Annotated in this window: 17 protein-coding genes; 9 read left to right on the forward strand and 8 right to left on the reverse strand. The window is 47.7% G+C overall.

Annotation, left to right across the window (positions count from 1 at the left end; translation table 11 throughout):
* The first annotated feature begins 89 nt into the window (after nt 1-89).
* Nucleotides 90-1,337 carry an NADP-dependent isocitrate dehydrogenase gene (gene icd / locus AB8599_RS04945; protein ID WP_407332666.1) on the forward strand — a complete coding sequence of 416 codons (1,248 nt, stop codon included), beginning with the start codon at nt 90-92 and terminating at the stop codon, nt 1,335-1,337.
* A gap of 290 nt (nt 1,338-1,627) precedes the next feature.
* On the opposite strand, the gene cspD is transcribed toward icd, so the two are convergent.
* Nucleotides 1,628-1,849 carry a cold shock domain-containing protein CspD gene (gene cspD, locus AB8599_RS04950; RefSeq protein ID WP_016961514.1) on the reverse strand — a complete coding sequence of 74 codons (222 nt, stop codon included), beginning with the start codon at nt 1,847-1,849 and terminating at the stop codon, nt 1,628-1,630.
* A gap of 815 nt (nt 1,850-2,664) precedes the next feature.
* Here cspD and clpS point away from each other — a divergent pair.
* Together clpS and clpA are read left to right on the forward strand one after the other, a co-directional pair.
* Nucleotides 2,665-2,985: an ATP-dependent Clp protease adapter ClpS gene (clpS, locus tag AB8599_RS04955; RefSeq protein WP_407332667.1), complete on the forward strand. Its 321-nt coding sequence runs from the start codon at nt 2,665-2,667 to the stop codon at nt 2,983-2,985.
* A 59-nt stretch (nt 2,986-3,044) separates the two neighbouring features.
* Nucleotides 3,045-5,306 carry an ATP-dependent Clp protease ATP-binding subunit ClpA gene (clpA, locus tag AB8599_RS04960; RefSeq protein WP_407332668.1) on the forward strand — a complete coding sequence of 754 codons (2,262 nt, stop codon included), beginning with the start codon at nt 3,045-3,047 and terminating at the stop codon, nt 5,304-5,306.
* Between the two features lie 80 nt (nt 5,307-5,386).
* Here clpA and infA read toward each other — a convergent pair whose 3' ends face one another.
* The 7 genes from infA to ald form a co-directional block, all read right to left on the reverse strand.
* Nucleotides 5,387-5,605: a translation initiation factor IF-1 gene (gene infA / locus AB8599_RS04965; RefSeq protein WP_016961517.1), complete on the reverse strand. Its 219-nt coding sequence runs from the start codon at nt 5,603-5,605 to the stop codon at nt 5,387-5,389.
* 216 nt (nt 5,606-5,821) lie between these two features.
* Complete coding sequence (locus tag AB8599_RS04970) at nt 5,822-6,535, reverse strand: arginyltransferase (RefSeq protein WP_407332669.1); 714 nt, start codon at nt 6,533-6,535, stop codon at nt 5,822-5,824.
* Complete coding sequence (aat, locus tag AB8599_RS04975; RefSeq protein ID WP_407332670.1) at nt 6,525-7,247, reverse strand: leucyl/phenylalanyl-tRNA--protein transferase; 723 nt, start codon at nt 7,245-7,247, stop codon at nt 6,525-6,527. The genes AB8599_RS04970 and aat overlap by 11 nt, the downstream gene beginning before the upstream one ends.
* Nucleotides 7,248-7,346: 99 nt before the next feature.
* Entirely contained in the window at nt 7,347-9,068 is a 1,722-nt protein-coding gene (gene cydC, locus AB8599_RS04980; RefSeq protein ID WP_407332671.1) for a heme ABC transporter ATP-binding protein/permease CydC, read from the reverse strand.
* The gene (gene cydD, locus AB8599_RS04985) at nt 9,061-10,830 is read right to left on the reverse strand and encodes a heme ABC transporter permease/ATP-binding protein CydD (protein ID WP_407332672.1); all 1,770 of its coding nucleotides are present in this window, start codon (nt 10,828-10,830) and stop codon (nt 9,061-9,063) included. The genes cydC and cydD overlap by 8 nt, the downstream gene beginning before the upstream one ends.
* Nucleotides 10,831-10,962: 132 nt before the next feature.
* Nucleotides 10,963-11,925 carry a thioredoxin-disulfide reductase gene (trxB, locus tag AB8599_RS04990; protein WP_407332673.1) on the reverse strand — a complete coding sequence of 321 codons (963 nt, stop codon included), beginning with the start codon at nt 11,923-11,925 and terminating at the stop codon, nt 10,963-10,965.
* 132 nt (nt 11,926-12,057) lie between these two features.
* The gene (gene ald / locus AB8599_RS04995; protein ID WP_407332674.1) at nt 12,058-13,173 is read right to left on the reverse strand and encodes an alanine dehydrogenase; all 1,116 of its coding nucleotides are present in this window, start codon (nt 13,171-13,173) and stop codon (nt 12,058-12,060) included.
* Nucleotides 13,174-13,338: 165 nt separating this feature from the next.
* On the opposite strand from ald, the gene lrp reads away from it, so the two are divergent.
* The 6 genes from lrp to AB8599_RS05025 all read left to right on the forward strand — a co-directional run bounded on the left by lrp (nt 13,339) and on the right by AB8599_RS05025 (nt 22,293).
* Entirely contained in the window at nt 13,339-13,833 is a 495-nt protein-coding gene (gene lrp / locus AB8599_RS05000; protein ID WP_016961524.1) for a leucine-responsive transcriptional regulator Lrp, read from the forward strand.
* 226 nt (nt 13,834-14,059) lie between these two features.
* Nucleotides 14,060-16,903, forward strand: coding sequence for a DNA translocase FtsK 4TM domain-containing protein (locus AB8599_RS05005; protein ID WP_407332675.1), 2,844 nt, complete (start codon nt 14,060-14,062; stop codon nt 16,901-16,903).
* A 14-nt stretch (nt 16,904-16,917) separates the two neighbouring features.
* Nucleotides 16,918-17,514, forward strand: coding sequence for an outer membrane lipoprotein chaperone LolA (lolA, locus tag AB8599_RS05010; RefSeq protein WP_407332676.1), 597 nt, complete (start codon nt 16,918-16,920; stop codon nt 17,512-17,514).
* Nucleotides 17,515-17,637: 123 nt separating this feature from the next.
* Nucleotides 17,638-18,972, forward strand: coding sequence for a replication-associated recombination protein A (locus tag AB8599_RS05015; protein ID WP_407332677.1), 1,335 nt, complete (start codon nt 17,638-17,640; stop codon nt 18,970-18,972).
* A gap of 169 nt (nt 18,973-19,141) precedes the next feature.
* The gene (gene serS / locus AB8599_RS05020; protein WP_407332678.1) at nt 19,142-20,428 is read left to right on the forward strand and encodes a serine--tRNA ligase; all 1,287 of its coding nucleotides are present in this window, start codon (nt 19,142-19,144) and stop codon (nt 20,426-20,428) included.
* Between the two features lie 302 nt (nt 20,429-20,730).
* Entirely contained in the window at nt 20,731-22,293 is a 1,563-nt protein-coding gene (locus tag AB8599_RS05025; protein ID WP_407332679.1) for a PAS domain-containing methyl-accepting chemotaxis protein, read from the forward strand.
* Nucleotides 22,294-22,363 lie beyond the last annotated feature (70 nt).

Raw genomic sequence — 22,363 nt, forward strand, 5'->3', positions numbered from 1 at the left:
AATCTCAGCCTGTTGGGGAAATCGAAGCACGACGGCAAATTGTTCTGTTTGGTGAGCGCTAAATAGAAAATGGACGCTAGGAGAATTAAATGGAAAGCAAAGTAGTCGTACCAGCAGGTGAGAAAATTGCAGTTGAAAACGGCAAGTTAGTCGTTCCTAACAATCCGGTTATCCCTTACATTGAGGGTGACGGTATTGGTATTGATGTTAGCCCTGCAATGATCAAAGTTGTTGATGCGGCAGTAGAAAAAGCTTACGGCGGTGACCGTAAGATCTCCTGGATGGAAATCTACACGGGTGAGAAGTCAACCCAGGTTTACGGTGAAGACCAGTGGTTGCCGACTGAAACACTGGATTTTATTCGTGATTACAAAGTATCAATCAAAGGTCCATTGACTACGCCTGTTGGCGGCGGTATTCGTTCATTGAACGTTGCCTTGCGTCAAGAGCTTGACCTATACATTTGTGCTCGCCCTGTTCGTTACTTTGCTGGCGTACCAAGCCCTGTGAAGCAACCTGAATTGACTGACATGGTTATTTACCGTGAAAACTCAGAAGACATTTACGCAGGCGTTGAGTTTAAAGCGGGCACGGCAGAAGCTGATAAAGTTATCAAATTCTTGAAAGAAGAAATGGGTGCAACGAAAATCCGTTTTGACGAAGAGTGTGGTATCGGTATCAAGCCTGTTTCTGAGCAAGGCACGAAACGTCTTGTTCGCGCAGCGATTCAATACACCATCGATAACGATCGTGACTCAATGACGCTGGTTCATAAAGGCAACATCATGAAGTTCACCGAAGGTGCCTTCAAAGATTGGGGCTATGAAGTCGCGAAAGAAGAGTTCGGTGCAGAGTTGTTGGACGGTGGTCCATGGATGACGCTGAAAAATCCAAACACTGGCAAAGAGATCATCATTAAAGATGTGATTGCTGATGCGTTCCTACAACAAATTCTTCTGCGCCCAGCAGAGTATGACGTTATTGCAACCATGAACTTGAACGGCGACTACATCTCTGATGCACTTGCTGCTCAAGTTGGCGGTATCGGTATCGCCCCTGGTGCAAACATCGGTGATGGCATTGCGCTGTTCGAAGCGACTCACGGCACTGCGCCTAAGTACGCAGGACAGGACAAAGTGAACCCAGGTTCTCTTATCCTTTCAGCTGAAATGATGCTTCGCCACATGGGTTGGACTGAAGCGGCTGACCTAATCATCAGCTCAATGGAAAAGGCGATCAGCAACAAAACTGTGACCTATGACTTTGAGCGTCTGATGGACGGTGCAACACTGCGTAAGTGTTCTGAGTTCGCACAAGACATGATCGATCAAATGTAATTCATCATTTATTGATGTTTGACGCGATTAGACAAAAACCCAGCTTCGGCTGGGTTTTTTTGTGTCTATAACAGATCAAGATCAAAGTACCGGATATAGAGTCTTTTCTTTCGTTCTATGTGTGGCTGAAAGGGGGGGATAGCGAGATTCAACCGAAAAGCGACCAATGAAGAGCAAGGAAGATTTGGATTTAGGTCAGGTCAGGACGATACACAAATAAAAAGAGCGAACTTGAGTTCGCTCTTTAAATGTCGACCTTCGGGCAGCAAAAAGATTGTAGCAACACTATTTTATTTTAGGGCTTCGTTTTCTACTGGAACAATTTCACTCGCGTGATAGCCTTTGGGACCCTCTTGCACTTCATAATTCACTGTTTGACCAGCTTTCAAAGTGCGATATCCATCCATTTGGATTGTTGAGTAGTGCGCGAAAATATCACCGTCACCCTCATCAGGGCAGATAAAACCAAACCCTTTAGCATTGTTAAACCATTTAACTGTACCAGTTGCCATGCGAAACATCCCTCTTGCATTCAAATTGCATAACTATGAGTAAAACCAACATTTGCAATCATGTTACTCACGTAATTGATGCTGTATGTTTTTACTTCAATTCACACTCTAGTAGAAAGATTTAGACAGTCAAGCGTCTGAACGTCTATATAACAACATTTTAATAAAAATAACCAGCGATGTGACGGAAGGATGATATGAGTATCATTTTGGCTGAGTGTGTTTCATTATTGCGCGAAGATCTTGTAGTTGATACTTTGGGTTGAGAGAATAATTTACAAAGTCATCAGTTGTAAACGTATTCTTGGAGTGATTGGTGTACGTGGAGGGGGAGTTTAATCGTATGAAAAATATGAGCTTGCAATCGAAAATGCGCTTTAGTGAATTAATAAATAAATACACTAACTTTGACATATTCCGTGAGTGAATAAATTATCCTGAAACGTTAGCTGAGAAAATTAACTTTATATTCTTCGAGACATTTTTAACATTTTGAGACGTCGAAATATGATGTGGTCTGTATGGAATTTCTTACATCACGGTTAGGTGCGCTGTTGTAGTGCTGTTGTGGATTAAATGTGAATCGCAAAATTTGCAATATGGGCATTGTCGCCTCATATTGGGTGAAACAAGGTGAAATTCAGTGAGAGGGTTCGAGCAACATAGCATTGTTATGGTTGCTGGAATACAATCTGTGGATTACGTTTTAAGTAGTGGTAGCAAATCTTGTGTTTGATATCTCAATCTACAAACCTGACGTATAAAACCTTGTTTTGTAAAGAACACTTGAGCTACCTTAAAGATTGTAAGCAGTTATGAGCAAAAAGTACGAATGGATAGTTCCGGATTCTGATGTAAAAGAAGCGGAAGAAACCAAAGTAAAGCCGCCATCCTTATATAAAGTGATGTTGAATAATGATGATTACACCCCCATGGAGTTTGTTGTAGAAGTGTTACAGCGTTTTTTCACCATGGATATAGAGAAAGCAACACAAGTGATGCTAGCTGTTCATTACGAAGGAAAGGCTGTTTGTGGCGTTTACAGTGCGGAAGTTGCCGAGATGAAAGTCGCCCAGGTAATGATGTACGCAAAAGAACATCAACACCCATTGTTGTGCACAATGGAGAAAGCCTAAGAAAGGAGAACTTGGTTTTCTCCGGCACACCATAATGTGGTTTTTGAGGGAGGTGCCTTATGCTAAATAAAGAACTCGAAGCAAGCCTTAATGGGGCTTTTGCAAGAGCACGTGAAAAACGTCATGAGTTTATGACAGTGGAACATTTGCTATTGGCGCTTCTGGAAAATGTCGCTGCTCGCGAAGCATTGCTTGCGTGCCGCGCTGACCTTGATGCTTTGCGTAAAGAGCTAGAAGCATTCATTGAACAAACAACACCGCTCATCCCTGTTGATGACGATAATCGAGAAACTCAGCCTACTCTGAGCTTCCAGCGCGTGCTTCAGCGTGCTGTCTTCCATGTTCAATCTTCCGGCCGAAGCGAAGTGAGTGGCGCGAATGTGCTGGTTGCTATCTTTAGTGAGCAAGAGTCCCATGCGGCCTATTTGCTCAAGAAAAACGATATCAGCCGACTTGATGTCGTTAATTACATTTCTCATGGCACCACTAAATCTTCTAGCAGCGATGATGAATTGCCAGGTGCTGATTTGTCATCAGAAGAAGCGTCTGTTGAAGGTGGTGAGGAGCGTCTTGAAAATTTCGCGACCAATCTCAACCAACTTGCCCGTGTGGGCGGTATTGACCCATTGATTGGTCGAGACAAAGAACTTGAGCGAACGATTCAAGTGCTTTGTCGTCGCCGTAAAAATAACCCGCTACTCGTCGGTGAAGCTGGCGTGGGTAAAACGGCTATTGCAGAGGGGCTAGCTTGGCGCATTGTTGAAGGTGAAGTGCCTGAGATTATCCAAAACTGCGTGATTTACTCTCTGGATATCGGTTCTTTGCTGGCGGGCACAAAATACCGCGGCGACTTCGAGAAGCGTTTCAAAGGCATTTTGAAGCAGCTTGAAAAAGAAGAACACGCGGTACTATTTATTGACGAAATCCATACCATTATTGGTGCAGGCGCTGCATCCGGTGGTCAGGTGGACGCGGCAAACCTCATCAAGCCGTTGCTTTCCAGCGGTAAACTTCGTTGTATCGGTTCGACTACTTATCAGGAATACAGCAGTATTTTTGAAAAAGAACGCGCGCTTGCACGTCGTTTCCAAAAAATTGATGTGATTGAGCCATCGCTGGATGACACCACCAAAATATTGATGGGTCTGAAACCGAAATATGAAGCTCACCACGAAGTGCGCTACACAAGCAAGGCGATTCGTGCCGCGGTTGAGCTGTCTGCGAAATACATTAATGACCGTCATTTGCCTGATAAAGCCATCGACGTGATAGATGAAGCGGGGGCGCGTTGTCGTTTAGCGCCGGCGAACAAGCGTAAGAAAACGGTTGGTGTGGGCGACATCGAATCCATGATCGCCAGAATGGCACGTATCCCGGAAAAATCGATTTCTTCCTCGGATCGTGAAGTACTTCAGTCTCTCGAACAGAAGCTGAAGATGCTGGTGTTTGGTCAAGATGATGCCATTGGTGCGCTGTGTGAAGCCATTAAGCTAAGTCGTGCTGGTCTAGGCGCTGAAAACAAACCTGTGGGTTCGTTCCTGTTTGCTGGCCCGACAGGGGTAGGCAAAACCGAAGTGACAGTCCAACTGGCTCGCGCCATGGGTATTGAACTTCAGCGTTTTGATATGTCTGAGTATATGGAGCGCCATACTGTCAGCCGACTGATTGGTGCCCCCCCTGGCTATGTAGGCTATGACCAAGGCGGTTTATTGACCGATGCCGTCATTAAGCATCCACACAGTGTTGTGCTTCTTGATGAAATTGAGAAAGCGCACCCTGACGTGTTTAACTTACTTTTGCAGGTGATGGATAACGGTACGCTGACAGACAATAATGGTCGTAAAGCGGATTTTCGTAATGTCATATTGGTGATGACCACCAACGCGGGCGTTACCGAAACGGTTCGTAAATCGATAGGTCTGATTCAGCAAGATCATAGCCTTGATGCGATGGCTGAGATCAAGAAAATGTTCTCACCTGAGTTCCGCAACCGTCTCGATAACATCATCTGGTTCAACCATCTTGATAAAGAAGTCATTCTTCAAGTTGTTGATAAGTTTGTTGTTGAACTTCAGGCGCAATTGGATGTTCGCGGCGTGTCTTTAGAAGTCACGGATAAGGCGAAACTCTGGTTGGCTGAGAAAGGCTATGACAAGTCAATGGGCGCACGCCCAATGGCTAGAGTGATGCAAGAGCACGTTAAGAAAAATCTGGCCAATGAATTGTTGTTCGGATGTCTCGTCAATGGTGGCACGGTGAAGGTGGGTGTGAAAAGCGATGCACTGACATTTAGCTTCAGCGATGAGATGGAACCTGCCTAATACGAGGTCGTTTTACAGATTACACATATGACAAAACCCGGCCAGAGAGCCGGGTTTTTCGTGTTCGCGAGACGTGAGGATTAGCGCGCGCGGAAGATAATGCGTCCTTTCGACAGGTCGTAAGGTGTCATTTCTACGGTAACTTTGTCACCGGTAAGGATACGGATGTAGTTCTTGCGCATCTTACCAGAGATGTGAGCAGTTACTACGTGGCCGTTCTCTAGTTCTACGCGAAACATGGTGTTTGGCAGGGTGTCCAGTACGGTACCTTGCAATTCAATTACGTCTTCTTTTGCCATTTAATCCTCTTAGGCTATCACTCAGCCATTTTTTGACTGGCAGATAATGCCTTGATTCGTTAAGTCTGTAAAGTTCAGGGCCGAAATTTTACCCCTTTGCTCTCTGACTGACCAGTAAAAATCAGCTATCGGTTAAGGTTTACGCTAAATACTTTTTCTTTTTGATGCCAAGTTGGGGTTTTATTGGGCAGATGCTGTGGATACGCTTTCTTCTATCTACGGGAATTGCTGCCATTGCCCCGCAATGAAGCGCTGGTGAGGCTTGAATCTTTGCTTGTAACACATGGCGTCGCATTCATCTATCTGAAAACCCAAGTAAAGCCAAGGTGTCCTGTTCTTCTTTGCCGCATTGATTTGTGCAAGTACACACAATGATCCCAGTGACCACGGATGGTCTGGGTCAAAAAAGCTGTAGATAGCGCTGTAACCGTGTTCCAGAACATCCGTGACAGCGATAGCGATTAACGTCCCTTGGTCAAAAAGGTGAAGGAATTTTGAGTCTTGCCAGTCACTCAGAACAAAAGACAGAAAATCATGTTTGTTTGCAGGATACATAGAGCCATGCTGATGACGTTTATTGATGTAGCGTTCGTACAATGAAAACCATTCGTCATCCAGGGTATCTTGTAGACGAACATCCATCCGCGACAGTTGGTTAAGCTGGCGTTTCTGGCTTTTGGTCGGCGTGAAACCAAACGTGTCAACCCTCAGCGACTGGCAAGCACTGCAGTTAGCGCAGTGAGGGCGGTAGATGTTGCCACCACTGCGTCTGAAGCCTGATTGAATGAGAGCATTGTAGCCAGTCATATTGTGCAATTCAGGGTCTACGACAACCGCAATGGATTCTTTTTTTTCAGGCAGATAGGGGCAAGAGGATGGCGCCATAACCCCAACACGAAATGATCGTTTTACCATGGTGTTATTGTCCATTGAGATCACCATTAATCCACTGGGACTGAAAAAGCGTGGCATCAATAATGCGATGCTTGTGCTGGTTAAGTTGTTGGATGAAATCTGAACGTGGCATTGGCTGAGCGCCTAACGATGCCAGATGTTCGGTCATCATTTGGCAATCAATTAGCATGCCGCCATGTCGTTTGAAGTGTTCACAGAAATACCAGAGTGCCGTCTTAGATGCGTTGGTTTGAAGTGAGAACATCGACTCGCCACAAAATAGTCCACCGACTGCCACGCCATACAAACCACCGACCAATGTATCGCCTTGCCAGACCTCAACACTGTGAGCGCCACCGAGGCGATGCAGCTTTTTATATGCTTCGCGCATCTCGTGGGTTATCCATACTTGGTGCTCGCCCCGGATTAATGCGCATTGCTTTATCACCTCATCAAATCGATGATTTATCGAAACACGAAAGCTTTGTTTACGCGCGAATTTTCTTAAGCTTTTATTAGGCACGAAAGTGGCTGGGTCGATAACGGCGCGTTCTGAGGGTGACCACCAAAGGTAGGGATCGTTGTCACCAAACCAAGGAAAGATCCCATGCTCATAGGCCGCTCTAAGGCGCTGTGGCGACAAATCACCACCAATGGCGAGAAGACCATCAGGATCGTCGAGTGCGCTGCTCACAGGAGGGAAGAGCTCCGGGTCGTGTTCATCTAATGGTGGCAAATAAATGGTCATAGTAAGTCGGGTTCCTGTAAACGGGTCGATGCTTTAGGTTCATGCGCCTGTTGTAAAAAAGGGAGCCGAAGCTCCCTTAAGTATACAAAACTGCGCGCATTACTGAATGCGTTGGAGCAGGTTAGTGTACCGTCCACCCGCGGCTTTCAAGGTTTGATGGTCGCCTTGTTCAATAATGCGGCCTTCGTCCATTAAACACACAGTGTCCATGTTTTTGAGGCCTACCAGACGGTGGGTGATAAACAGAACCGTTTTGTCTTTTGCATGCTCAAGAAGCAACGCTAGGATCTGCTGCTCGGTTTTGACATCAAGCCCCTCGGTCGGCTCATCAAGCAGCAAAATGGGCGCATCGCGCAACAGTGCTCGCGCTATCCCTAAGCGACGACGTTCACCGCCCGACAGTTGTCGGCCACCGTCACCTAGCCAAGCGTCCAACCCCGGGCCTTCTAACAAATCGGAAAGCCCGACTTGTTCAACAACAGCAATCAGTTCTTCGTCTGTTGCCGACGGCTTTGCCATCGAGAGGTTATTGCGAAGTGCGCCATTAAAGATATCGACACGTTGACTGACAACTGCAATAGATGCCCTCAGCGCGGACTCACGCCACGTAGTCAATGATTGACCATCGATGCTCACCGAGCCTTGTGATGGGTCCCATGAGCGCGTGAGGAGCTGCAACAGGGTAGATTTGCCACAGCCTGTGCGACCAAGCAGTGCGACTTTCTGTCCGGCTTTGATGGTTAGCGAAACAGCGTTCACTGCAGGATTATCTGCACCTTGGTAGGTGTAGCTGACATTGTTGAAGCAAATATCACCTTTAGCCGTATTGTTGTAACCCATCGGGTCGAATTGGGTTTCGGGCGTTGCTTCAATGATTTCGTTCAATCGCTTCGCGGAGGTCATGGTTTGGCTTAAATACTGGAATGCACCTGCAACAGGCATCATCAGCTCAAAGCTTGCCATGGTGGTAAAGGCCACCATAGCCACCATTGGGTTAGGCAATTGCCCTCCCACACCATCAGCTGCTATCCAAAGCATTAAGACTAAGGTTAATCCGTTAGCAGCAAGTAATATGCCGTTTGCTAAGCCCGTGACACCCGCCATTTGACGTTGTGCACCCAGTAGGCGTTTTTCGGCATCATGCGCGCGTTCGCGAAACCTATCGGCTGCGCCAAAGATTTGCAGTTCAGCGTGCCCTTGAAGCCAATCCACTAGTGAGATTCGAAGCTCAGACTTTGCACGTGTGACTTCTTCACCATGTGGACCACCAAGGCGATAAAACACCACAGGTAGAATGAGCATGAGTGAAAGAAGAATCGCTCCGAGTGTGAGGCCAAGCGTTGGATCAAACCAGTAGAGAAAACCACTGACACCCAAGATGCCAAGTACGCCAACAAACAATGGGCTGATAAGACGAAGATAGACGTGATCCATGGCATCGACATCAGCAACCAAACGGTTGAGGATGTCGGCGTCACGTAAGTTGCCTACTTTGCCGGGGATCAGTGGTGTCAGTTTTTCGAAGAAGAAGATACGAAGATCTGCTAACAGTTTAAATGTCGCATTGTGGCTAACCACACGTTCGCCCCATCTTCCTGCGGTACGTGCAATTGAAAACCCTCGCACACCCGCAGCAGGTAGCATGTAGTTAAAATGACTTGCGGCTGCAAGCCCTGCCACTGCAGAGGCTGCAATAAACCACCCTGAAAGAGTCAGTAGGCTGATGGCGGATGCCAAGGTTGCAAACGAAAGCAGCATGCCCAAAGACAAGCCAAACCAATGCTTTTTATAGAGTTTAAGAAACGGAATGAGATCACGCATCAAGGTCACTCCTGTCAACGGCTTGGATCATTTCAGCAAATGTCCCTTCGTGCTTAAGTGTCTCAAATGGCCCTTGTTGCACCAACTTGCCTTTGTGCATCACTAATATGTTATCTGTTGTACCAAGCTGATCAATACGGTGGCTCACCAGTAAGGTCGTGGTGTCTTTTGTCGCTTTGTTTAAGCTGTCCATGACCAATCGCTCGCTCGATGCATCCAGACTCGCGGTGGGTTCATCCAATAGCCAGAACTGGCCATCTTGTAGCAGCGCTCGTGCCACGGCAATCCGTTGCGCTTGCCCAACAGATAAACCGCTAGCGCGATCACCGACTCGGTGCGAATAGCCTTGATCGAGGCGAGCGATAAACTCTTCAGCGTGGGCGTCTTGTGCTGCTTGTTGGATCTGCTCATCAGTCGCTAATGGCGCAGGGAGACCGATATTGTCTTTGACACTGCCATGGAAGAGTTGAGGGTTTTGTCCCACCCAGCTTATTTGTTTACGCCAGTGCGCCAAATCAGCCTGGTGAAGCTCAACACCGTTTATTTGCAAACTACCGCGATAAGGTAAAAAGCCGAGAAGGGTATTGATGAGGCTGGTTTTACCAGCACCGCTTTGACCGACTAGCGCCACATGTTCGCCTGATTTTATTTCAAAGGTCAGCGGGCCTGCCAGTACCACACCGTCAGGGCTTAACACTTCAAGGTCAGTGGCTTTGATAGTTACCGTATCTGCGGGTATTTTCGCTGTGCCTGATGCTTGATGTTCTGGCTGAGCATCAAGAAAATTCACAATAGACTCTGCCGCACCAATGGCTTGCGCTTTCGCGTGGTAATAGGTACCCAAATCGCGCAAAGGTTGATAAAACTCGGGGGCGAGAACCAAAACGAACACGCCAATAAACAGAGAAATGCCTAAACCATAGTGACCGAAATTCAACTCGCCAATGTAGCTAAAGCCAAAATAAACAGCGGTGATCGCAATCGAGAGTGAGGTAAAGAATTCTAAGACAGCGGATGACAGAAACGCTAAGCGCAACACTTCCATGGTGCGTTTGCGAAAGTCTTCAGATGCTACTTTCAGGTGTTTACTTTCGGCGTCGGCTTGATCAAACAGGCGAATCGTCGCTAGGCCTCTGAGGCGGTCATAAAAATGGCCGGATAGTCGTTGTAGTGCCTTGAAGTTGCGTCTGTTCGCATCAGCGGCACCCATACCGACCAATGCCATGAAAAAGGGCACCAATGGCGCGGTGAGCAAAAAGATAAGCCCTGCAGCCCAATTAAGAGGGAAAACAACCAGCAAGATGACAAAAGGTATGAGGCCAGCAATTGCCATTTGCGGTAAGTAACGCGCGAAGAAGTCTTGCATCTCTTCGACTTGCTCTAGCACCAAACTTGCCCAAGAACCTGCTGGTTTGCCTTGTATGGTCGCTGGGCCCAATGTTTGAAGCTTATCCAAAATAAGGTGGCGAACGTGAAGACGAACGGCTTCCCCAGCGCGGTAGCCTGCTTGCTCTTTTCCCCAACTACAGGCGGCACGGAGACAAACAATAATGGCTAATCCGATGAATGAAAGCCAAATGTCCGATTTGTCCGCTTTCTCTATGATGAGTTCGTGAAGAATGTTGGCGAGCAATGCAGCTTGGGCGATCAAAAACAGACCAGACAGAAATGCCAAGCCAATCGCTGCGATGAGCCAGGTTTTGCCAAGCTTGCTTTGCCCTTTGAGCCACTGGACAAGCGAGCGTTGTTTCTTTTTATCCATACTACTTCTTGGTTTTATTATTCCACGGCACCTGAGCATGACTTCAGTGATGAAATCTCAATGGTTGCCTTGGAGTAAAGGAAGGCTAAATTGGCAAAAATATAGGCCCATAAATGGGCCTAAAAACGCGAATTACTTATTGCTTTCTAACGCATCAAGGAAACGCTCTGCATCCAGTGCCGCCATGCAACCTGTACCGGCAGAAGTGATGGCTTGGCGATAGATGTGATCCATTACGTCACCTGCTGCGAACACACCCTCAACGCTGGTTTGGGTGGCGTTGCCTTCAAGGCCTGATTGCACTTTGATGTAGCCATTGTGCATGTCCAGTTGGCCTTCAAAGATGCTGGTGTTTGGCTTGTGACCAATAGCCACGAATAAGCCCATCACTTCCAGATCTTCTGTTGCGTCAGATTGGGTTTCTTTGATGCGAACGCCAGTGACACCCATATCGTCACCCAGTACTTCGTCAAGGACACGATCGGTGTGCAGAACAACGTTACCGTTCTCCACTTTATCCATTAGACGGCTAACCAAGATCTTTTCGGCGCGGAAAGTATCACGACGGTGGATCAGGTGCACTTCAGATGCAATGTTAGACAGGTACAGGGCTTCTTCTACTGCTGTGTTACCGCCACCAATGACAGCCACTTTTTGATTGCGATAGAAGAAACCGTCACAGGTTGCACATGCGGAAACGCCACGGCCCTTGAAGTTTTCTTCAGACTCCATACCTAAGTATTGAGCAGAAGCGCCGGTGGCAATGATCAGCGCATCACAGGTGTATTCAGCACTGTCGCCTTTTAGGCGAAAAGGACGCTGAGTCAGATCGGTTTCATTGATGTGATCGAAAATAATCTCAGTATCAAATTTTTCTGCATGCTCTTTCATGCGCTCCATCAGAGCGGGGCCGGTCAGACCCTCTGCATCACCCGGCCAGTTCTCGACCTCTGTGGTGGTCGTCAACTGACCGCCCTGTTGCATCCCTGTCACCATGACTGGCTTAAGGTTGGCGCGAGCAGCATAGACTGCAGCGGTGTAACCTGCAGGGCCTGAACCTAGGATAAGAAGGCTTGAATGCTTTACGTTGCTCATTATTTCTCCGGATGGATTGAGTGTTATGTAATGAGGGAGATTGTAGGGAAAATGTGTTGCTAAAGAAAGAGCACCTTGCGGTGCCCTTCATGGAATTGTGTTATCTCGTATTACGTCGTGTTCAAACGAGGTTTACGACAGCGCTGCCCTTGCATCGATATAATCGAGATTGAAAGCATCTGCTACTTCTTTAATCGTGACTTGACCATTGATCACGTTTAAGCCTTTCAGTAAGCCATCGTCACTGAGTAATGCGTCGCGATACCCCATATTTGCGAGCTTCACAATATACGGCAATGTCGCGTTGTTCAGAGCAAAAGTAGAGGTACGTGCCACAGCGCCAGGCATGTTTGCGACGCAGTAGTGCACCACATCATCAACGATATAAGTCGGGTCGGCGTGAGTGGTGGCATGTGAGGTTTCAAAACAACCACCTTGGTCAATGGCGACATCGACAACGGCAGAGCCGGGCTTCATTTTCGCTATATGTTCTGCGGTGACCAATTTTGGTGCTGCTGCACCGGGAATTAACACTGCTCCGATGACCAAATCTGCGGCGAGAACGTGTTTTTCAAGAATTTCTTCTGTTGAATAGAGTACTTTCGCGCGCCCTTGAAACTCTTCATCTAGCGCTCTCAGTGTATCAATGTTGCGATCTAAGATGGAAACATCGGCGCGCATACCCACAGCCATACGTGCTGCATTAGAGCCCACGACACCACCACCTAAGACCACAATTTTCGCGGGTTCTACGCCTGGCACGCCACCTAGAAGCATGCCTGCGCCGCCGCGAGATTTTTCCAAAGCCTGTGCGCCAGCCTGAATAGACATTCGGCCAGCGACTTCCGACATCGGCGCCAAAAGTGGCAATCTACCTTTAGAATCTGTTACGGTTTCATAGGCTATACAGACAGCTTTGCTCTTGATAAGGTCTTGTGTCTGTGGAAAATCTGGTGCAAGGTGCAAATAGGTAAACAAAATTTGCCCTTCGCGAAGCAAGGCACGTTCAACGGCCTGCGGCTCTTTAACTTTGACAATCATTTCAGCAGTGGCAAACACTTCTTCTGCACTTGGAAGAATAGAAGCACCAGCATTGATATAATCATCATCGCTAAAGCCAATGCCCATGCCTGCCTGTGACTGGATGTACACAGCATGGCCACGGGACACTAGCTCGCGAACGCTGGCTGGGACCATGCCGACACGATATTCGTGGTTCTTAATCTCTTTAGGTACACCAATGATCATCCTGATTCCTCGCTTCGATGTAGAGTTATTGGCTGTTGTTTTGTAGTATTGTTGTATTTAGAGCTAGTATAGTTCGCGAAAAGACGGATTTGATGCTAAATATATAACTTATGTTAATAAAAATGGCATTTAACATTGCAAGGACGTAAAAAGGTGGAATAAAAAATGGTTGACGCCAAAAAGAAACCCTCCAAGGAATTGGATCGCATTGACAGAAATATCCTTAACGAGCTTCAGAAAGATGGTCGCGTTTCAAACGTCGAGCTGTCTAAGCGAGTAGGACTGTCGCCAACCCCTTGTCTTGAGCGCGTTCGTCGCCTAGAGAGACAAGGTTATATCAGTGGTTATACAGCATTGTTGAACCCTCAGTTCCTCGATGCATCTCTGCTGGTATTTGTAGAGATCACGCTTAACCGTGGCGCACCGGATGTGTTCGAACAGTTCAACAAGGCCGTTCAGCAGCTCGAAGATATCCAGGAGTGTCATTTGGTATCGGGTGATTTCGACTATTTGCTGAAAACTCGTGTATCAGACATGTCGGCGTATCGCAAACTCTTGGGCGAGACGTTACTTCGTCTGCCGGGTGTGAATGACACGCGTACTTATGTCGTCATGGAAGAAGTGAAGCAAACTAACCATTTGGTCATCAAAACGCGTTAAAAAGCTCACATCCCTCGAACAAAGAGGGCTGACATTAGTGTTATATTCGATAAACCGAGTAGCTTGCTGCTCGGTTTGTTTTTTTGTTTGGTGTACACTTTTGAAAAAGTAACGGCATTGAGAGGGTAAACGAAGCATTTTCCCCATTCATGCCCTCGGCATATAACGTAAAATGATAAAGCCATCGCGTCCATTTTGGGGCTTAAATTTTGAAAGATAGGTGATAATGGAGTTTTTCTTGCGTCAGGAGCAGAAACAGACAGACACCTCACGTCGTTTAAACGGAAAACAACGTTTAAAAGAAAGCGCACTGATTCTCGCGCTCTTGTCTGCTGTGTTCATGTTGGTGTCCCTTCTTAGTTACGATTCCTCTGATCCTTCATGGTCACAAACCGCTTGGGATGGGCCTGTACAAAATGCAGCTGGCAGTGCAGGTGCGTGGGTAGCGGATACCTTTTTCTTTGCGTTGGGCACACTGGCGTACCCGATGCCTTTCTTGTTACTTCTGGGCGGTTGGGTCGTGTTTCGTCGTCGCGGTGACTCTGAGCCACTTAACTACACCATATTGGCCACTAAAATTTTGGGTGTTGCTCTGCTGCTGCTCACGAGTACCGCATTGGCTGACCTGAACTTCGATGATTTCTGGTATTTTTCTTCTGGTGGCGTTGTTGGTGACGTACTGACCGCGCTCTCTCTGCCGTTGTTTAATGTCTTGGGTACCACATTAATATTGATGTTTTTGTGGGCAGCGGGTTTTACGCTGTTTACCGGTATATCATGGCTGACCATTGTCGATACACTGGGGGAAAGCGCCCTTTGTGGTGTCACTTGGGTTGTGAATCATATTCGTGGTGATAAACCACAAACCCTCGGTGCAACAGTTGATACGTCAGATATAGACTCGTCTGATCCACTCTTTGCTGCAACAGTAAACGGTGACGAAAACCGCGAGTTGGCAGACATTGCCGCCTTGAGCAAAGTGCAACGTGTGAATGACGCGCTTGATGCTAATGCGAGTGGCCGAATGCCTGTTATACATTCACCTGCGCCAGCGTTTTTTGAGCGCAAAGAGCCTAGCATCAGGATGGAACCTAACCTTGATGTTGAGATTGCGCCTGCACCCGCTCCCGTTTTTGAACATGCGCCAGACAATCGAGTTGGCGATATTGATGCTGATATCGATGTTGTTGGTCATGACCACATCGACATTGGCTTGGCGGAAACGACGCAGCCTAATGGTGACATCGACATATTGATGGAGGATAAGCCTTCTTCAATTGTATCGATTGATGAAACGCCGCCATTTGATATTGATGAATACGCACCTAAGACTACCGCGACAGATGACCCTTCGGTTGAACTGGACATCGATCTTGATGATGCACCGCGCCATGAGATCGCTATCGGCAACACAGATGGTCTATCAGAACTAGATCGCGCGCAAGCAACGTCCGTCATTCCTGATGATGAAGACCCATTCCAACAGACCATTCGTGAGGCGCAGAAGAACGCGGCGGGTGCTTTGCACCCATTCTTGGTCAAAGATGAGCCGAACTTGCCTAAACCGAAAGAGCCTTTGCCGACGATTGATTTGTTGGATCCGCCGCGCAACACCGCCACGCGTGCATCAGACGAAGAGCTTCAGTACCAAGCACGTCTTATTGAAACACGTTTGGAAGAGTACAAAATCAAAGTGACCGTGATGGGGATTTTCCCTGGCCCTGTCATCACACGCTTTGAATTGGAACTCGCGCCAGGCGTCAAAGTTAGCCGTATCATGGGGCTGTCAAAAGACATTGCCCGATCTCTGTCTACCAGCGCTGTGCGTGTGGTCGATGTTATTCCGGGTAAGCCATACATTGGCCTAGAATTGCCGAATTCGAGCCGCGAAACCGTGTTCATGTCTGATGTGGTTGCCAGCGAGCGTTTCCAATCATCGAAGTCACCGTTATCTGTCGTATTGGGTAAAGACATTGCAGGTGAAGCCATTGTCACCGACCTTGCCAAAGCACCGCATATGCTGGTGGCGGGTACCACAGGTTCAGGTAAGTCAGTGGGTGTGAACGTAATGATCGTCAGCATGCTCTATAAAGCTGGCCCTGAAGACGTACGTTTCATCATGATTGACCCCAAAATGCTCGAGTTGTCCGTTTATGAAGGGATCCCGCACCTACTGACCGAAGTGGTGACAGACATGAAAGACGCAGGCAACGCGCTGCGTTGGTGTGTGGCAGAGATGGAGCGTCGCTACAAACTCATGTCCATGCTCGGTGTCAGAAATATCGGCGGCTTCAACGAAAAAATCAAAGAAGCTGCAGAAGCAAATCATCCTATTCCTGATCCGTTATGGAGTCCGGGTGATAGCATGGATGAAACTGCCCCGTCATTGGAAAAACTGCCGTATATCGTTGTGATCGTCGATGAATTTGCCGATTTGATGATGGTCGTTGGTAAAAAAGTGGAAGAATTGATTGCACGACTGGCGCAAAAGGCGCGTGCAGCGGGTATTCACCTCGTGCTCGCTACACAGCGTCCGTCTGTTGATGTCATTACTGGCCTTATCAAAGCGAATATTCCCACGCGTATGGCCTTTACGGTATCAACCAAGACTGACTCTCGCACCATTCTTGACCAAGGTGGTGCTGAATCCTTGCTTGGCATGGGTGACATGCTCTTTATGCCAAACGGCTCGAACCATCCTGCACGTGTTCATGGTGCCTTTGTTAATGACGATGAAGTTCACCGTGTCGTGAGTAACTGGAAAGCACGAGGAAAACCGCAATACATCACCGATATTACTAACGGCGATCAAGGTGCGGAAGGCTTGTTGCCCGGAGAAGCGGGAGAGGCAGCCGACGGCGAAGAATTGGATCAACTGTTTGATCAGGTGGTTGAATTTGTGACTGAATCTCGTCGTGCGTCAGTCTCAGGCGTACAGCGCCGATTTAAAATTGGCTATAACCGAGCCGCACGAATTGTAGAACAACTGGAAGTACAGGGTATCGTCAGTGCTCCAGGCCATAACTCGAATCGAGAGGTGTTGGCTCCGCCACCGCCACCAAGAGATTGATTGGATAAAATAGAATGAAAAAGATGTTGATGTCTTTGCTGCTGGTTGCGCCAGCAGTGTTTGCTACACCTCAGCAAGAATTGAACACGCGACTCGCAAAACTGAATAGCTTCACAGCCAGCTTTGAACAGACAGTCACCAGCCCTGAGGGAGAGGTGATCAGTGAAGGTGAAGGAAAACTCGCCATGAAGCGCCCTAATTTGTTCAACTGGGAAACGGTGCTTCCTGACGAGAACCTGCTGGTTTCAGACGGGAAAACCCTGTGGTATTACAGCCCATTTATCGAGCAAGTCACGGCCATGTGGCTGGACGATGCAACCTCACAAACCCCGTTTGTGCTGCTGACGCGCAATGATCCAAAAGACTGGAATAATTACAACGTGAAGCAAGACGGAGACACCTTCGTGTTGTCACCAAAGCAAGCCAGCAATTTGGGTGAATTTATTGTGGATGTGCGTCCTGATGGTCGCATTAGCGAGTTTGCAGTTGTTGAGCAAGACGGCCAAACCAGCCGCTTTGCGCTTGAAAATGTCAAAAATGTATCGCCAAGCGCGTCGCTTTTCCGCTTTACGGTTCCTGAAGGCGTAGAGCTGGACGACCAACGCCAATAATCCCGATAGGCGGTGGCTTTACCTTCGCCACTAGACCCCAGGCACGTATTCACTATTGCACAAGGTGTTTGACTTAGTCATGCTACGTGAACACCTTGCATCCCCTAACCGAGAGTCCTGTTTGTGAGTAATTTCAGTCTGGAATTTGCGGACGATTTTCGCCCCCTCGCAGCCCGTATGCGGCCGACTAACCTTTCCGAGTACATCGGTCAAAAACACCTGTTAAGTGAAGGCAAGCCTCTGCGTCGCGCACTCGAAAGTGGGCAGCTTCATTCCATGATTTTATGGGGCCCACCTGGCACGGGTAAAACCACGTTAGCGGAAGTCGCGGCAGGTTATGCTGATGCTGAAATCGAGCGTGTTTCTGCAGTGACCTCTGGGGTGAAAGACATTCGCATAGCGATTGATAAAGCGAAAGAAAGCAAGTTAGTTGGGCGCAGAACCATTTTGTTTGTTGACGAAGTGCATCGCTTCAACAAAAGCCAGCAAGATGCATTCCTGCCGCACATTGAAGATGGCACTGTCACTTTCATCGGAGCAACCACGGAAAATCCTTCCTTTGAACTAAACAACGCGTTGCTCTCAAGGGCACGGGTTTACAAGCTCAAGTCATTAGACAAAGACGATATTCTAGAGGTCATTGAGCAAGCGCTAACGGATAAAACCCGCGGTCTTGGCAATGAAAAACTGAATTTCCCCTCTGATGTCAAAGCGCAGTTAGCCAACTTTACCTCTGGCGATGCCAGAATGACGCTGAACTATCTCGAAATGCTGTCGGACATGGCAGAAACGGATAACAAAGGCGAGAAGCGCATTACGCTAGAACTGCTGGCCGAAGTGGCAGGAGAGAAAGTTGCTAGGTTCGATAATAAAGGCGATCTTTGGTACGACTTGATCTCGGCGTTTCATAAATCTGTGCGCGGGTCGGATCCTGATGCCGCACTTTATTGGTATGCGCGGATTATCACAGCGGGTGGAGACCCTTTGTATGTGGCTAGACGTTTGTTGGCAATTGCCTCTGAAGACGTAGGAAATGCTGATCCAAGAGCGATGCAAATCGCCATCAGTGCGTGGGATTGCTTTACGCGTGTGGGCCCATCGGAAGGAGAGCGAGCCATCGCTCAGGCTGCAGTTTATTTGGCCTGCGCACCGAAAAGCAATGCAGTATATACCGCATGGAAACAAGCGCTTCGTGATGCCAAAATGCACCCTGATTTTGAAGTCCCCGATCATTTACGCAATGCCCCGACTGAGTTGATGAAGGGGTTGGGCTACGGCGAAGGGTATCGATATGCCCATGATGAGCCAAATGCGTATGCGGCTGGGGAGAGCTATTTCCCTGAAGAAATGAAAGGCACGCGATACTACCAACCAGTAAATCGTGGGCTTGAAATTAAAATCGCCGAGAAGTTAGCATTTCTTGAGCACTTAGATGTAAATAGCCCGCAAAAACGCTAGGAAAAAGAGGGTATTTTGGGTATTGTTTAAGCCAATTAATACCCTCTATTTTTGATGGAAATTTCATCAGTCAGCGGGCATAAACCTTTCATATTGGCGTTGTCATATTAGTGCGTGGCAGCGTTAAGTCTTTTTCAGGCACTGTTAGATAACGATTCACAGGATTAACATGCTGGATTCTAAACTACTTCGTACCGAGTTGGACGCAACCGCTGAAAAGCTAGCGCGTCGTGGCTTTAAGCTTGACGTTGAAACACTTCGCGACTTAGAAGAAAAGCGTAAATCGCTACAAGTTCGCACAGAAGAACTGCAGGCTGAGCGCAATTCACGTTCCAAGTCCATTGGTCAGGCGAAGGCGAAAGGCGAAGACATCCAGCCTTTGCTGGCAGAAGTTGAAAACTTAGGCGACGCGCTGAACACAGCAAAAGCAGAATTGGCTGAACTTCAAAACGAACTGAATGCGATCGTGCAATCTGTTCCAAACGTTGCAGATGATGCTGTCCCTGTAGGTAAAGACGAATCTGAAAACGTTGAGATTTCCGTTTGGGGTGAACCTAAAACATACGACTTTGAAGTGAAAGACCACGTTGATCTTGGCGAAATGTCTGGTGGCCTTGATTTCGCAAGCGCAGTCAAACTGTCTGGTTCTCGTTTCATCGTGATGAAAGGCCAAATGGCGCGCATGCACCGTGCAATTGCACAATTCATGTTGGACCTTCATACCACTGAGCATGGCTACACCGAAATGTATGTGCCGTACTTAGTGAATGCAGACAGCTTGTTCGGTACCGGTCAGCTACCAAAATTTGGTGAAGACCTATTCCATACTCAGCCTGCAACAGAAGAAGGCGTTGGCATGTCGTTGATCCCGACTGCTGAAGTGCCGCTGACTAACATGGTACGCGATACCATTGTTGACGAAGCCGACTTGCCAATTTGCATGACAGCCCACACGCCATGTTTCCGCTCAGAAGCAGGTTCATATGGTCGTGATACACGCGGTTTGATCCGCATGCACCAATTCGACAAAGTTGAATTGGTACAAATCGTCAAGCCAGAAGATTCAATGGCGGCACTGGAAGAACTAACGGGTCATGCCGAAAAAGTCCTTCAGTTACTCAACCTGCCTTACCGTAAAGTGATCCTATGTACGGGTGATATGGGCTTTGGTGCTGCGAAGACATACGATCTAGAAGTGTGGGTTCCTGCTCAAAATACGTACCGTGAAATATCTTCATGTTCAAACATGACAGATTTCCAAGCGCGCCGTATGCAAGCTCGCTTCCGTCGTAAAGGGGCGAACAAACCAGAGTTGCTTCATACACTGAATGGCTCAGGTCTTGCTGTTGGTCGTACAATGGTAGCGATTCTTGAAAACTATCAATTGGAAGACGGCCGCATTGAAGTGCCAGAAGCACTGCGCCCTTATATGGGTGGCTTGACGCATATTGGCTGATTGTTACAGCAATTAAAAACCGGCATATTACTGCCGGTTTTTTTATGCCTATATTTTTCCATTCAACGTAGTGCATATTTGGCGGAGAAATACTCTCTTTTTCCACGCAATTACATGTTATGTAAATTAGATTTTAATCAATTCCCCACTGTGCGTGGGACTTAACTAATTGAAAAAAAACAATTATCACTTCACCTTCAATGCAAGTCATAAATTAGACGCAACCTTTTCATTTCATTCCCAATTATTGGGCTAATATTATTTATTAGAGATATGTATCATTCACAAAAAGGTAGCGTTGTATGCGAGTCAACAATCCAGTAACAGACAAGGAAGTCCGCTTTCCTGCTGATTACAACCTGCTCTCTACCACCGACACGCGCGGTATCATCAAATACGTAAGTAAAGAGTTTTGCGAAGTCGCTGGCTATACCCAAGACGAGTTGATTGGGCAACCCCATAACATGGTTCGACATCCATCAATGCCGCCAGCGGCATTCCAGAATATGTGGGACTACATCAAAAACGGTCGGTCATGGATGGGCATGGTGAAAAACCGCGCCAAAAACGGTGACCACTACTGGGTTAACGCTTTTGCATCACCGATTAAACAAAATGGTCAGATCGTCGAATTTCAGTCTGTCCGTATGGTGCCAGACCGCAAAGCGGTTGAACGTGCAGAAAAAGTGTACCCACTCCTGTTAGCGGGCAAAACGCCATCAGCATTGAAAATGCCGCGCACGCGCCTTTGGCAGCGTGCCGTAATGTGGTTTGTTCCTGGTGCTGTTCTAGCGGGTGCTGCGGGTTTCTTTGCAGGCTTTGCAGCGTCGGTTGCCGTCCAATTGCTATTCTCTATTGTCGCTATTTTTATGTTGACTCGCCGATTAGAAAGTGTCACCAAATTAGCTAAAGATGCTTATGACAACCCACTTATGGAATATCTCTACAACGGTGCCATCGATGATGTGTCTGAAATAGAGCTTGCACTAAAAATGCGTGCAGCAGAGTTGAATGCTGTGGTTGGTCGAATTATGGACGGCAGTGACCAAGTTCTTGATGCGGCAAATACCGCGAAAAATAATGGTCAGAGAACGGCAGATAATCTAGATAAGCAGAATGCAGAAACGGACCAAATAGCCGCGGCTATTAATGAAATGTCCGCCACTGCGAACGACATGTCAGGAAACACCCAAAGTGCTTCCGACGCTGCGACTGAAGCGCAAGATGCGACGCTTGCGGGTATGGAAACGGTGGGTAAAACCGTCGATGCCATCCAGAATCTGTCGAAGCAGCTCAGTTCCGCTTCAAGTGTTATTTCTGAATTAGAAGCACATGGTAAACGGATTGGTGCGGTTTCAGATGTTATTCAAGGTATTGCGGAGCAGACAAACTTGCTGGCACTGAATGCTGCGATTGAAGCCGCACGTGCCGGTGAGCAGGGTCGAGGGTTTGCGGTGGTTGCAGATGAAGTTCGAGCATTGGCTCAGCGAACTCAAGAATCAACGTCTGAGATACAAGATGTTATCTCGAAAATCCAAAACGGTACTCAACAGGCTGTGGACGCGATGGCGCGAGGCACGACGCTATCAGAAGAGTGCGTTGCTAGCGCAGAACAGGCAGGGGATGTGCTTCGTCGCTCGCAAGAGCTGGTGACTGATATCAATGACCGTAACCATCAAATAGCGACGGCAGTACAAGAGCAGGCTGCAGTGTCTAATGAAATGAATGGCAACATTCAATCAGTGTCTGAACTGTCGCAGGAAACCATCAGTATTGCGCGAGAATCGGTGCTCGAAGCGCAGCAGTTGTTTGATGCCTTGGGCGATCAGAAACGACTGGTGATGCAGTTCCGTCGCACTTCCTAGCGCGGATAGTGACACATATAAAGGCCAGCTTTTGCTGGCCTTCTGTTTTTGGGTTGTCCCGTTCCTAAAA

This window comes from Enterovibrio litoreus (genome assembly GCF_045679545.1).
In the GTDB taxonomy this organism is placed as follows: Bacteria; Pseudomonadota; Gammaproteobacteria; order Enterobacterales; family Vibrionaceae; genus Enterovibrio.

What these genes read in the sequence shown, in the direction of transcription:
- aat (WP_407332670.1), bottom strand. Translation starts at nt 7,247, where the DNA reads ATGACCATTTATTTGCCACCATTAGATGAACACGACCCGGAGCTCTTC.
- icd (WP_407332666.1), top strand. Translation starts at nt 90, where the DNA reads ATGGAAAGCAAAGTAGTCGTACCAGCAGGTGAGAAAATTGCAGTTGAA.
- ald (WP_407332674.1), bottom strand. Translation starts at nt 13,173, where the DNA reads ATGATCATTGGTGTACCTAAAGAGATTAAGAACCACGAATATCGTGTC.
- clpS (WP_407332667.1), top strand. Translation starts at nt 2,665, where the DNA reads ATGAGCAAAAAGTACGAATGGATAGTTCCGGATTCTGATGTAAAAGAA.
- cydD (WP_407332672.1), bottom strand. Translation starts at nt 10,830, where the DNA reads ATGGATAAAAAGAAACAACGCTCGCTTGTCCAGTGGCTCAAAGGGCAA.
- AB8599_RS04970 (WP_407332669.1), bottom strand. Translation starts at nt 6,535, where the DNA reads ATGGACAATAACACCATGGTAAAACGATCATTTCGTGTTGGGGTTATG.
- lolA (WP_407332676.1), top strand. Translation starts at nt 16,918, where the DNA reads ATGAAAAAGATGTTGATGTCTTTGCTGCTGGTTGCGCCAGCAGTGTTT.
- cspD (WP_016961514.1), bottom strand. Translation starts at nt 1,849, where the DNA reads ATGGCAACTGGTACAGTTAAATGGTTTAACAATGCTAAAGGGTTTGGT.
- trxB (WP_407332673.1), bottom strand. Translation starts at nt 11,925, where the DNA reads ATGAGCAACGTAAAGCATTCAAGCCTTCTTATCCTAGGTTCAGGCCCT.
- AB8599_RS05025 (WP_407332679.1), top strand. Translation starts at nt 20,731, where the DNA reads ATGCGAGTCAACAATCCAGTAACAGACAAGGAAGTCCGCTTTCCTGCT.
- clpA (WP_407332668.1), top strand. Translation starts at nt 3,045, where the DNA reads ATGCTAAATAAAGAACTCGAAGCAAGCCTTAATGGGGCTTTTGCAAGA.
- AB8599_RS05005 (WP_407332675.1), top strand. Translation starts at nt 14,060, where the DNA reads ATGGAGTTTTTCTTGCGTCAGGAGCAGAAACAGACAGACACCTCACGT.
- serS (WP_407332678.1), top strand. Translation starts at nt 19,142, where the DNA reads ATGCTGGATTCTAAACTACTTCGTACCGAGTTGGACGCAACCGCTGAA.
- infA (WP_016961517.1), bottom strand. Translation starts at nt 5,605, where the DNA reads ATGGCAAAAGAAGACGTAATTGAATTGCAAGGTACCGTACTGGACACC.
- lrp (WP_016961524.1), top strand. Translation starts at nt 13,339, where the DNA reads ATGGTTGACGCCAAAAAGAAACCCTCCAAGGAATTGGATCGCATTGAC.
- cydC (WP_407332671.1), bottom strand. Translation starts at nt 9,068, where the DNA reads ATGCGTGATCTCATTCCGTTTCTTAAACTCTATAAAAAGCATTGGTTT.